This is a genomic window from Aeromonas sp. s5 (assembly GCF_040907865.1).
Taxonomy (GTDB): Bacteria; Pseudomonadota; Gammaproteobacteria; order Enterobacterales; family Aeromonadaceae; genus Aeromonas; species Aeromonas dhakensis.
This window is the reverse complement of record NZ_JBFOCO010000025.1, coordinates 78583-90335: the sequence shown is the minus strand read 5'-3', so window position 1 is coordinate 90335 and position 11753 is coordinate 78583. Positions and strand designations below refer to the sequence as shown.

The following is an 11753-nucleotide window of genomic DNA, read 5'->3' as shown; positions in this document are numbered from 1 at the left end:
AAATCGTGACGTTGCCACACGCCACGCACACCGCCCGCACTGACGTTGATGCCTTGCAGAGCGAGTTCTTGCGCGACCCGCAGCGGGCCATGGGTAGGCCTGGTGAGGGAGTAATCGAGGATGGCCTGCTCAATTTCGGGCGCGACCCGGTTGGGATGAGCCCCTTTACAGCCAGGCAATTTGTCGAGCAAACCCTCAGCGCCATAGGTCTGGTAGTTGCGCCGGATTTCGTAGAACTGCTGGCGGCTGTAGCCAATGAGCTTGCAGGCTTTGCTGACGTTATTGAGTTCTTTGGCGAGCTCTAGCAGGCTGAGTTTACGACGTGCTACTTTCTCGTTGGTGGTCATACGGTGACTCCGGATAACACGGTAGGGGTACCGTTTTGTTATCCGGTTTGAAGCCGTATGACCACTCCCTTTTGTGGGCAACTGTCAGGTGAATACCATCTCCATACAATATAAGTCGTTGATGGCCAGTATGATCGCAAGCTCTCCATGTATAAGAAAGGCGTTACTAAACACTCCCTATCGCCACCTAATGCTGTATATAATTACAGTGCCTTGTGGAGGGAGTATGACAGTAAGAAAACAGATATCCGGCAAGTGGTTGGCAGAGGTCTATCCAGAGGGGAGACCGAGCAAGGAAAACCCCAATGTGCCACGGATCCGCAAGCAGTTTGCTACCAAGGGCGAGGCGCTGGCGTTTGAGCGCTTTGTGCTGGATCCGGAAAAGGGCAGGCCTTGGCTGGAAGGGCAAGGGGAGCCGACCGATGGCCGGCACCTCTCCGATCTGGTCGAACTCTGGTTTGGTCGCCATGGCCAGAGCCTGCGTGATGGTGAAGCTCGTAAATCCAAGCTGCTGATCGTTTGCCATTCCCTGGGAGATCCGCTGGCGGTGAACTTTACCGCTCGCGACTTTGCCGCCTACCGTGAAGCTCGTTTATCAGGTGATATCACGGACCGACGCGCCATCAACCAGGAGAAGCAGGGCGTCACTCCCAATACCGTTAACCGCGAACATGCCTATCTGCGTGCGGTCTTCAACGAACTGAAAAGGCTAGGGGAGTGGCAGGGGGAAAACCCCCTCGATGGTCTGCGTGCTTACAAGGTGGCCGAGGCCGAACTGGCTTTTCTCTACCCTGATGAACTCAAGCACCTGTTGGCCGCCTGCGCCGATAGCCAAAATCCCGACCTGCTGTTGGTGGTTAAACTCTGCCTGGCCACCGGTGCCCGTTGGTCGGAGGTGGAAGAGTTAACCCAGTCCCAGGTATCCCCCAACCGCATCACCTTCACTCGCACCAAGAGCAAGAAAAGCCGCAGCGTGCCCATCAGCCCCGAGCTCTATGCCCAGTTGCCCAGAAAGCGCGGCCGCCTGTTCGGTGACTGTTATCGCGCCTTCGAGATGGTGGTCGAACGTGCCGGGCTGGAGCTACCACCCGGACAAAATACCCACGTTCTGCGCCATACCTTCGCCAGCCACTTTATGATGAACGGCGGTAACATCCTGGTGCTGCAGAAAATACTCGGCCACTCCACCATCGCGATGACCATGCGGTATGCACACTTTGCCCCTGATCACTTGGAAGATGCGGTGAGGTTTAACCCACTGACTGTTCACCAACTTGGTTGAGTACATATCTGAGTATCGTGACAGACCATGTATGGTGATACAATGGGTTTCGTTTGGGGTTTTTATGGAGTAACGGATGCGTATTATGCTTCGACAAGATCTTAAAATTGAGTCTCTAGTCGCTATAATTACTGTGTTGGCTATACCTCTATTTCTTGTCGGCCAATATTTCGATATGGGATATTATAGTAAATTTGGCCTGCCTGTTGATTTATTTGAACGTAGTATTTATCAAATTCTATCAAACACGATTTTAGTTGTTGCCTATTTCTTCAGTGACGTGAGGAACAATGGGGACACCAATTGGTATTTACTTATTAAGTTCTTATATCTTGGGATGTCGTATTTAATAATTTCTTTTGTGTGTTGGTATGCATTTCTACTAGCTCCAGTGGATTCTAAACGTAAAAAGATCAATGAAGTAAGTGGATGGGTGTCTCATCTAAAATCAAAAAAAACTCGCGATATAAAAGAAGAGAAAGATAAGTTTGCAATCTGGGTTTCATTACTTTTTGTAAAGGTTTTTGCGGTTTTAGTGTTTTTGTTTTTTAGTATAATAATTCCTGCGAGCACATTTTCATATGGGCAGGAATTAGCTGAAAAAGAAATAGGAAAAAACAATAAATTCGTTTGTGATTCTGATAGTGAGATATATCAGGTTTTATCTATTGATGGTAAGTTAGAGTCATCAGGGATATATGTCATGTCATCTCCTAATGCATTAGCTATTTGGAATAAGGGTGTTGTAGAGGTATTTCCTATGAACCAATTTAGATATAGGGTGGTAAAATGTGATACTGCCAATACTAAGTAAGAACGAGTGGTGTGCAAGGAGCTGGCGCCAGAGTGGCGACAGAGTGGCGACAAAATTTTAAATGCGTGGTCATTTTTAGCTGTCATTGGTTCACTAACTCTCTGATTTTTATGTAAGTGCTTGTTTTGCCATAGGGCCGAATCAGATTTAAAATCCCTCGACGTTCGCGTCGTGCCGGTTCGATTCCGGCCTCGGGCACCAGTTATTGAATAAAGCAATCAAAGACTTACGAAAGGCCGCTAGCAATAGCGGCCTTTTTGTTTTTCATCAATGTCCACATTTTGTCCACACAGATTTATTCCGGCAGCTTGTTGAGCTTCCCCCTGGCCATGCTCAGGCGCTGTCAGGCAGATAGAAGAAGGCCCCACGATGTGGGGCCTCTTCATCTGAATGTGGAGTCGTCAATAGGTTAGACGCTCATTCCAAGTAATGTTCGAGCGGATAGGTTTCGCGGGATTACCCACTGCAATGCTTGCGGCTTTAATTTTACCTGTGACTATAGAGCGGGCGCCGATCACACAGCCATCTTCTATGTGAGCCCCTTTCAATATCATAGCTTCTTGGCCTATCCAAACTTGCGAGCCGATGATGATATCTTTGGCTGGGTTGATGCGTGTTTCTGCAGAGTCATAGATATCGTGACCATCACTGGTCAGCATCGTGATCCCTGTGGCCAAAAGGGAGTTATCTCCAATTACAAGGCGAGTGCCTCTTTCACGACATGATAGTTTTCCAGGGCCGGTATTCTTCACATTCTTACCGATCTCTAAGGTGCAATCATTCCCCAGCACTTCAATGGTCAAGCCACGCAAGTTACAGCCTTTGTGGATTATCAGACGATTACCTCGTCCCTCAATAGTGATGCTGCACCTCCGTACTTGGGCGTCCTCTACTTGAATGTGGTTTTCACTATCACCGATTGAGATTACACACTTTCTCAGGCGAGTATTCGGAGATAGCTGTATCCGATTACCAGAAGATATGCGCACCTGATTGAACAATTTCATTGTGATTTTTTTAAGCGTCGTTTTCAGAGCCACGGATCTGTTCCTCAAAATATAACGACACCATCTTACCATGCCAACACAAGTTGAAGCCTTAGAGCGTTTTACTCGATGATGGGGGATTGCTGGCCTGCCAGCAGCTCGACGGTCCCGGAGCTTGAGCCCGCCAGCTCCTTGATGTTGTACTGGGCCACCTGCAACCGATGCTGGCCATGTTCTCCCTGGCTGTCATCTCTCTGTTGCTTGAAGCCTGTCGGCGTGTTCCTCTGTTCCTGAACGGTTTCGGTGGGGTGGAGCCGAATCTGTCTATCTGCAGAGGGAGGGGGCGGCACGTTGGCAGATCAAGTGACAGATCAGGATTTGTGCGAGGCCTTGTCAGACATCTTCATTGACAACGAAGTGGACTATGCGCACATCGCCTCCATCGCGAGACATTTTCCGCTGGTACATGTGGAGTGGGTGTTGTTTGAATGGGTTGCCCCAATCTGTTGCACGAATGGGTGTTCACCTGTCCCTCCCGTCTGGTCCGGTTTTCAGAGTGAACTCCTGTGGCACGATATTCAGGTGCTCCTCGCCAAACAGAAAAATGCCGGCTTGGTCATGAGGTTTCTGTTTCATCTCAGAGGGCGTTATTTAAGAAGGGTATATGCAGATGAATGGCGCACACTGTCGGCACTGCTGGCCCTTGAGTGAGACGGGTAGCGGGTTCTCGTTACGTGCTTGAACCGCTCTGTGTACAGACAATGAGGTTGGCACTCATGTCGTGCAGGTTGGCCTGATATAAAAGAGGGGAGCCAGTGCTCCCCTTGTTGTTGATGTGACCGCTACCGCGTCGGGCTGGCGGCGTTCAGTTCGAGCGGTGACTCCTTTAGAACTTGTAGAGCCAGGAGACGGCGGTGAAGTAGCCGTTGTAGTCCTGGTTCAGGTTGCCGAGGTTGCGCTCTTCGCCGGTGTAGAGGTAGTCCACGTCCTGGAAGTATTCGTAGCGCACATCCCAGCGCAGCGAATGCTGCTTGGTCAGCTGATAGAGGGCGTAGCCTTCCAGCCGGTGCTGCTTGCTGGTGAGATCCGGGTAGTCATAGCCCTTGCTGGCGTCGGTCTTGCCGCGGCCATAGGCGAAGCTGTAATCGAGCCCGAGCTCGAGATCCCGGTCAAACGCTTTCTTCTGGGTGAGCCCGAGCCCGAGGGTGGTGATCTCGTCGCGCACCGCCGTGCTGTAGGGATCCCAGTCCGGTGTGCCTGTGTAGGCGTGGTTCTGGCTGGAGGTGATCCACTGCAGGTTGCTGAACAGGTGGCCGCTCAGGTTGTCATCGAACTGCTGGTTGAGGGTCAGGTCGATGCCATAATCCTTGCCCTCGCTGCGCCCTATGTCCGGCTCCTTGTAGTCATCCCTGGCCCACCACCCTTCGAGGCGGGCATCCATTCCCTCGCTGAACTGATAGCCAAGATCTCCCCTTAGTTCGACCCTGTCCCTGTCCGCCAGATAGAACTGGCGCAGGGTCGGGCTGCCGTTGCCACCGGCGCTGTCGTGGCGCCAGTCCGAGCCGTCGCGGGTACTCCAGGCGAGCTTGCCGCCCAGTTGCAGCGCCCCGGCCGGGCGGTAGCGCCCCTTGAGGAACAGGGTGTGCTCGTCGGTGTCCTGCCGGTCGGCCTGCTCGCGCTGATCCGCCTTGTACTGATAGCCGGTGGTGAGCTTGACCGAGCGGCTGAGCCGGTAGTCGGCCGCCAGATCCGCCTTGCTGCGAGTGCGATCGCTCTTGCCGCGCTGCTTGCCGACCACCGCGTATTCATCGGACTTGTCCTTGCGGTCCCGATACTCGCCGCCGGCGCGCAGGGTGAGATCCCGGCCAAAGCGGCCTACCCACTTGGCGTCGGCCTGCAGGGTGCTTACCTCGCCGTGGAAGTCATCCTGGCTGATGGGGGCGTTGCGAAACGCGGTCAGGCTGCCGTTGGAGGTGGCCTGGCTGGTGAGCACGCGGCCGGTCAGGCTCTGCCGGTCCCAGTTGTACTGGCCGGATAGGCTCAGCTGGTGGAAGTTGTTGTCCGGCTCGTAGGCGCGCTCGTTGGCGTAAGGGTCGGCGATGCTGCCATAGTAGAGCGCCGTGTCATCGGTACGGTAGAGGGAGCCGTGGTAGGCGAGATCGACCAGCCAGCCTTCTCCCAGGTAGCTGACGCCGCTCTTGACCAGGGTGGTCGAGCTGCCGTCGACGGGCTTGGGCAAGAGGCCTGGCCCGCTGCCGATGCCGGGCACGCTCGACTGGTAGTAGGCGAGGGTGGCCTCTTTTTTCTCATGAGAAAAATCGGCGTAGGGGCGCCACGGGCTCTTCGGGGTATAGGCGAGCCCGGCGGTCAGCTTCTTGCGCACCACCTCCTTGTCAAACTCGGCCAGCGACCCCTGGGTCAGCGGGCTCTCGCCCGGCTGATAGACGCTGCGGCCGTGGCTGTTCCAGTAGAAGGGTGACTCCGAGTAGCCCAGCCGGGCGCGCATGCCGTCGTAGTGGCCCTGTTCGGTGGCCAGGCGAAAGCGCTCCATGCCGAGGTTCTTCACCTCCAGGCTGCCGTAGCGGGAGCCTTCTCCCCGATATTGCAGGTCGGCGTTGAAGATGCCGAGCATGCCGCTGTCCTGCTGGCTGGGCACCCAGTTGCGAAAGCGGGTGGCGCCATCGTCGTTGGCATAGCCGGCACCCAGCCCCACCTCGCCAAACCAGCCCTCATCGTGCTCGCAAGACTTGCAGCTCCAGCGTTCGGTCTTGGCCGGTTTGCTCTGCTGCAGGGCGTAATCCCCGACTGCCAGCGGCTCCTCGGCCGCCTGGGCCGAGCAGACCGCCAACAGGGAGAGCCAAAGTGTTGAGTATTTCATGACTTCTCTCCTCAGCGCCGCAGTGATTGACCGTTGGGATGGTTGGTCCCGTGGATCTGGTTATGACAGTTCAGGCAACTGCCGCCACGCACCTTGAGATCCCCCTCGGGGATGGAGGCGTTGGCATGGGGCACGCTGTGACACTCCTGGCACAGCTGGGGCACCCGCTTGTTGAGCAGCGCCTGGTTGATGGAGCCGTGCGGGCTGTGGCAGAGGGAGCAATCCTCGGTCACCGGCTCGTGTTCCCACAGGAAGGGGCCCCGTTTCTCGGCGTGGCACTCGTAGCAGCTCTCGTTGAGGCTGGGCTGCTTGAGGCTGGCCTCGTTCTGCGACTGGTGCGGATTGTGGCAACTGGAGCAGGGCAGTTCGCCATTGAGAATGGGGTGGCTGGTGCGTTTGTGCAGATCGGCCTTTTGCTGGGCGTGGCAGCTGGTACAGGTCTCCACCTGCAGCTTGCTGTCCATCACCGGATCCTTGGCCTGGTGCAGGCTGTGGCAGCTGGTGCAGGAGAGATCCTCCACCGCGTGAGCGCTGGCATGCCAGCCCATCCGCTGGGTATCGGTGTGGCAGGAGAGGCAGACGCTGTTCTGCTTCTCCACCGGCACCGGCGAGTCGGGGCCGAAGGTGATCATGGGTTCCCGCTGCTGCCCCTTGCGGGGATTGCGCGGGTGGTTGCCGGCGGGGCCGTGGCAGGCTTCACACTGCTTGTCGGCCATCGGCCCGTTCTGGTTGCCGAGATTGCCGTGCACATTGTGGAAGATGCCGGTGGCGGGCTTGCGCGAGTCGGCATCGTGGCACTTGAGGCAGGTATCGGCCCCCTTGGGGGAGTATTTGCCCTGATCGAATTTCTGGTCGAGGGTGGCCTCGACCTGCAGGCGCGGATCGGCATCGGCCGCCGGCTGGGCATCGCTCTTGGCCCAGACCGGCAGGCAACCGAGTGCCAGCAAACCCGCCAGGAGCCACTGCGGGGTGATTCTTTTCATATCGTGTCCTTCAACGGCAAAGGGCCGGGGGGAGGCATCCCCCCGGCCTGGTGGTCTCAACGGAAGTCATACACCTTGTGAACCTTGTCGACGCCCTGCTCCTGCCCGACGGCATGGCAGGACGCACACTGTTCAACTCCGGTGGCGGCCTCTATCGTCTCTGCACCAAAGATGGCGCCGTTGTTCTTCATGTGGGTGGCCCACTCATCCCCGGCGACCGGGCTGTCCGGCTTGACCAGTCCCAGCGGCGACTTGAGGTGGCAGCTGGCGCAGACCACCAGGGTCGGACTGAAGAACTTGGGCTGCTTGTTGTCCGCCGTGGTCGCCACCAGCGAGGGTCGTTCGTTCTGCTGGTTGGGCAGGTTGTACTGACCCTTGGTGTGGCAGGACTCGCAGTTGTTCAGCTTGCCCGGGAAGGTGGCATCACCGCTGCGATGGGAGCCGAAGGCGTGGAAGGAGTGCACGTGGTACTTCAGATCCCCCGGCACACCCGCATAGAAGGAGGTGCGGGTGGCGTTGTGACAGCTGGTGCACTGGGCAAAGTCCTTGGAGGCGTGGGCCGAGCCCGCATTGCCCTCGGTGTGGACGGCCAGGTCCTTGTGACAGCCGTTGCAGGAGGCCAGATCCGCCCCTGCTTTGAGCACATAGCTGCCGTCGACCCCGCCTTCGGCCCGGAAGTAGGCCTTGACCGGATTGATAGGCACGTAGGAGAGGGCGCTGGCGGTGCTGCTGCAGGGGAGCAGATCCCCGGCCGCGAAGGCACCGTTGCGATCCGCCTTGCGGGCCACGCACACCTGCAGTTCGGCGACCGTGGCCGCCAGGGTGCCGGTCACCTCGTTACCCACCTCTTTGCGGCACAGGAAGCTGCCGCCGCCCTGGCTTTCGCACTTGGTGAAGTCAATCTTGTTGCCGGCGACGAAGGTCTGCGGGTTGGTGTAGCCCAGCTCGAAGCCGCTGCCCTGATCCCAGTTGACCAGCACGTAGGGAGCCTTGGCCAGATCGCCGTACTTGATGTACTTGAGCACCCCGTCCATGGTCTCGACCGGCGTGCCGTTGGCGGTCACGGTCAGCTCGACCTCGATGTTGGGCGCGGCGTAGCGCACGTCGTCAAACTTGAACACCAGCTTGTCGCGACCGGCAGCCTCGTTGGCGAGGTAGCCCATGTGCACGCTGCTGGGGGACTTGGTGTTGCCGGGCGTCTCGGCGTGGCACTGGGTACAGAGGGTGCCGCTGTTGATCTTGCCGTTGATGTGGCTGACGTAGCCGGTCGCCGTGGTGGAGTCCGCGTGGCAGGCGCCGCAGGGTTTCTCCTGGGCGTGCTGCCAGTTGTTCGCATCCGGGGTGGTCGGGGTGACGCCCTTGTGGCAGGTGTCGCAGTTGCGCGGATCCTGCGGGAAGTGGCTCACCAGCTTGGTGGCGGTGGCATCCAGATTGCCGTGCAGCTTGTGCACCAGGGTGGTCAGATCGCCCCGTCCGCTGCCGGGCACGCTCTCGTTGTGGCAGGTGACACAGAGCTTGGGATCGGCCCGGTTGCTGTGGTGAATAGGCTGCTTCATGTGGCAGCTGTCGCAGCTCTGCTGCTCCAGGATGTCGCGGGTCAGCAGCGGCGGTGTGCCGGCTGGTACCCAGTCCAGCACATAGTCGGTGACCGGAATGCCGTTGCTGCCGCCAAAGTAGATGCCGAGGCGGTGAGTCGCTGCCTCATCCCAGCGGATCAAACCGTTGTTGTCCTGCGAATCGCTCGGATAAGGGTCGCGCACCGTGGTGGCATTGAAGGAGAAGGTGTAGCGGTACTGGCCATTGCCGAGGGCTTCGAGCTTGCCGCCGTTCTCGCCGGTGGGGCGGTTGTTGCGGGTGCTGTAGATGAAGCTCTTCCAGATCACGGGGTCTTCCCGCGTGGCGTCACGGCCGGGGATCACCTTGGCCAGGGTGAAGGAGGGGAGGGTGCTACCCAGGTCATAGCCCTTGCCTTGCTTGTCGGTGACCTTGAACTGCACCGATAGCTGACCGCTCTCGCCAAGTTGCGGAGTGGAGGCCGAGATCACCAGCGAATCCGGGGTTCCTGGCGGAGGGGGCGGTGGGTCCGTCTTGTCGTTGCCATCACCGCCGCCCCCGCAGGAGGAGAGGGTGAACACCATTGCTGCAGCCACCAATACTTTCCAGTATTTCATTCTTTTATCCTTTTTTATCGGACTTATTGTTCCATATATGAGCCAGCTCAAAAAATTCCCAAAAAGATACTACTTAAGGGTCAAAAGAGGACTGAATACGGTATAAATCATTTCCATCTTAATTGTAAGGTTTATATATTAGAGAGCGTTGATCTAAGTCTCAAAAACGGATCGAAAATCAACCTGGATTATAAAAATGTCTTTTTTAACTGGGGTTTATAGACCTTTTCTGGAAGAGGGATGAGAAATGAAACGCAGTATGAAGCTGGAAATAGTGGGTCTGTCGCTGCTTTTGGGCTCTATTGGCACCGCACATGCCAGCCTGGACTCATTGGTGGATACATGTAACTCATGTCATGGAAATCAGGGGATCAGCACCCAGAACGATATTCCGACCATTGCAGGATTGGCAGAATCAAATCTTGCCGAGCAGATGCGCACCTACCTCGACGGCCGGCCGGCCAAGACCGTTAATCATGTCACCGGTGATACCAGCAAGAAGGGGAACATGACCGACATTGTTAAGGGCCTTAGCGACGAGCAGATCGACGAGTTGGCGGCACATTATGCCGAGCTGCCCTACCAGCCGATGAAGCAGCCGTTCGATGCGGCGCTGGCCAAGGCGGGGCAGAAACTGCACGACGACTCCGGCTGCAAGAAGTGCCACTCCGAAGGCGGCTCGGTGGCCGAAGACGAGGCCTCCATCCTCGCCGGCCAGCCCAAGGGCTATCTGCTGACCTCCTTGCAGGAGTTCAAGGCCGGCAAGCGCAGCAACGACGAGAAGATGAACAAGGCCATCATCGCCATGAGCGATGCCGACCTCAAGGCGCTGGCCGAGTACTACGCAAGCCAGCAGTAACGTCGCTCCCCCTCCCGTTGACGCAGCCACCCCGCTTCTGGCGGGGTGCGGTCTCGTGTTCACGACCGTCAAAGGAGCTCTCATCGGCTCCTTTTTGTTGCACGGCGGGCAGACGGCACCCTTCGGGTGCCACCGTTTCGGAGTTTCCTATGAAAAAGATCATCAAGTGGCTGCTGCTTGCCTCCCTGAGCCTGGGGATGAGCCAGCTTGCCCTGGCCGCGACGACAGCAAGCGAGGCTGCCCCCGCAGCCCAGGCCGAGCAGGCAGAGCAACCCACCCTGGCCGAAAAGCAGGCCAAGGCGGAAAAGAAGAAGGCAGCTGCCAAAAAGGCCGCGGCCCGTTTTGCCAAGTGCGAGAAGTGCCATGACGGGGCAGAGGGGATGCACGGCAAGCATGGCCAGGTCACCAACCCCAACACGGGGGAGGCGGTTACCTGTACCAACTGCCACGGCAATGCGTCGGCCGATCACCGTAAACAGCGCGGCGGCATCGTCGATGTGATGCGCTTTGGCGACGACGCCTTCCCGCTGAGCCAGCAAAACGGCGTCTGCATGAGTTGCCATGAGCCGGACGATTTGCGCAAGGCCCTCTGGGCCCACGACGTGCACGCCACCCGGATCAGCTGCACCAGCTGTCACCAGCTGCACCCGGTCAAGGAGCCCATGGTGGGGATCCCCGAGAAGTCGCGCATCAAGCTGTGCGTCGACTGTCACCGCAAGCAGCACGAGGCCAGCCTCGGCGCCGCCGTCAAGGAGGGCTCATGAACACGACCCGCCGCGACTTCATGGTGGGCATGAGCGCCGGCGCCCTGATCCTGCTGACGGGGGCCCCGCGCGCCCTGGCCAACAGCATGACCATCAAGGGCGTGCGCTACGGCATGATCCACGACGAGACGGCCTGCATCGGCTGCACCGCTTGCATGGACGCCTGTCGCGAGGTGAATCAGGTGCCGGCAGGGGTGGCCCGCCTGCAGATCCTGCGCAGCGGCCCGGTGGGGGAGTATCCGGCGCAGGAGTACCGCTTCTTTCGCAAATCCTGCCAGCACTGCGACAACGCCCCCTGCGTACACGTCTGCCCGACCGGCGCCTCCCACATCCGGGCGGAGGATGGCATCGTCGACATCAACCCCGACCTCTGCGTCGGCTGTCGCTACTGCTTGGCCGCCTGTCCCTATCAGGTGCGCTTCATCAACCCGGTCACCCGGGTTGCCGACAAGTGCGACTTCTGCCGCAAGACCAATCTGGCGGCGGGCAAGCAACCCGCCTGTGTGGAGGCCTGCCCGACCAAGGCGCTGGTGTTCGGCAATCTGGATGATCCCAACAGTCCCATCGCCAGACGGCTGGTGCAGGAGACCACCTATCGCTACAAGCAGTTCCTCGGTACCTCGCCCAAGATGTACCGGGTGCCGAAAGGGGAGGTGAAGTCATGATCCC

11 protein-coding genes are annotated in these 11753 nt (G+C 58.1%); 6 read left to right on the top strand and 5 right to left on the bottom strand.

Translation table 11 applies throughout. The annotated features are described in order from the left end of the window. Nucleotides 1-347 (bottom strand): helix-turn-helix domain-containing protein (locus AB5Y94_RS15670; protein ID WP_368206126.1); only part of this gene is annotated, 347 nt, incomplete at its 3' end. Between the two features lie 226 nt (nt 348-573). Between AB5Y94_RS15670 and AB5Y94_RS15665 the strand changes: the two genes are divergently transcribed. Further along, nucleotides 574-1629, top strand: a complete 1056-nt coding sequence (locus tag AB5Y94_RS15665; RefSeq protein ID WP_368206125.1) for a site-specific integrase — start codon at nt 574-576, stop codon at nt 1627-1629. Nucleotides 1630-1705: 76 nt separating this feature from the next. Further along, nucleotides 1706-2443, top strand: coding sequence for a hypothetical protein (locus tag AB5Y94_RS15660; protein ID WP_368206124.1), 738 nt, complete (start codon nt 1706-1708; stop codon nt 2441-2443). A gap of 401 nt (nt 2444-2844) precedes the next feature. Here AB5Y94_RS15660 and AB5Y94_RS15655 read toward each other — a convergent pair whose 3' ends face one another. Next, nucleotides 2845-3483: an acyltransferase gene (locus tag AB5Y94_RS15655; RefSeq protein WP_368206123.1), complete on the bottom strand. Its 639-nt coding sequence runs from the start codon at nt 3481-3483 to the stop codon at nt 2845-2847. Nucleotides 3484-3780: 297 nt separating this feature from the next. On the opposite strand from AB5Y94_RS15655, the gene AB5Y94_RS15650 reads away from it, so the two are divergent. Then, the gene (locus AB5Y94_RS15650) at nt 3781-4140 is read left to right on the top strand and encodes a hypothetical protein (RefSeq protein WP_024942411.1); all 360 of its coding nucleotides are present in this window, start codon (nt 3781-3783) and stop codon (nt 4138-4140) included. 175 nt (nt 4141-4315) lie between these two features. Here the strand turns inward: AB5Y94_RS15650 and AB5Y94_RS15645 are convergent, their stop codons facing one another. From AB5Y94_RS15645 to AB5Y94_RS15635, 3 genes are read right to left on the bottom strand one after another with little or no spacing between them, the layout of a single operon-like run. Continuing rightward, entirely contained in the window at nt 4316-6307 is a 1992-nt protein-coding gene (locus AB5Y94_RS15645) for an MtrB/PioB family decaheme-associated outer membrane protein (protein ID WP_368206122.1), read from the bottom strand. An 11-nt stretch (nt 6308-6318) separates the two neighbouring features. Further along, nucleotides 6319-7290, bottom strand: a complete 972-nt coding sequence (locus AB5Y94_RS15640; protein ID WP_368206121.1) for a DmsE family decaheme c-type cytochrome — start codon at nt 7288-7290, stop codon at nt 6319-6321. A 56-nt stretch (nt 7291-7346) separates the two neighbouring features. Continuing rightward, nucleotides 7347-9461 (bottom strand): OmcA/MtrC family decaheme c-type cytochrome, encoded by a 2115-nt coding sequence (locus AB5Y94_RS15635; RefSeq protein WP_368206120.1) that lies wholly within the window; start codon nt 9459-9461, stop codon nt 7347-7349. 247 nt (nt 9462-9708) lie between these two features. On the opposite strand from AB5Y94_RS15635, the gene AB5Y94_RS15630 reads away from it, so the two are divergent. From AB5Y94_RS15630 to AB5Y94_RS15620, 3 genes are all read left to right on the top strand, one after another. After that, nucleotides 9709-10320 (top strand): c-type cytochrome, encoded by a 612-nt coding sequence (locus tag AB5Y94_RS15630; RefSeq protein WP_213343923.1) that lies wholly within the window; start codon nt 9709-9711, stop codon nt 10318-10320. A 149-nt stretch (nt 10321-10469) separates the two neighbouring features. Beyond that, nucleotides 10470-11084, top strand: a complete 615-nt coding sequence (nrfB, locus tag AB5Y94_RS15625) for a cytochrome c nitrite reductase pentaheme subunit (protein ID WP_368206119.1) — start codon at nt 10470-10472, stop codon at nt 11082-11084. Then, nucleotides 11081-11749 carry a 4Fe-4S dicluster domain-containing protein gene (locus tag AB5Y94_RS15620; protein WP_329270435.1) on the top strand — a complete coding sequence of 223 codons (669 nt, stop codon included), beginning with the start codon at nt 11081-11083 and terminating at the stop codon, nt 11747-11749. The genes nrfB and AB5Y94_RS15620 overlap by 4 nt, the downstream gene beginning before the upstream one ends. Nucleotides 11750-11753: the final 4 nt, after the last annotated feature.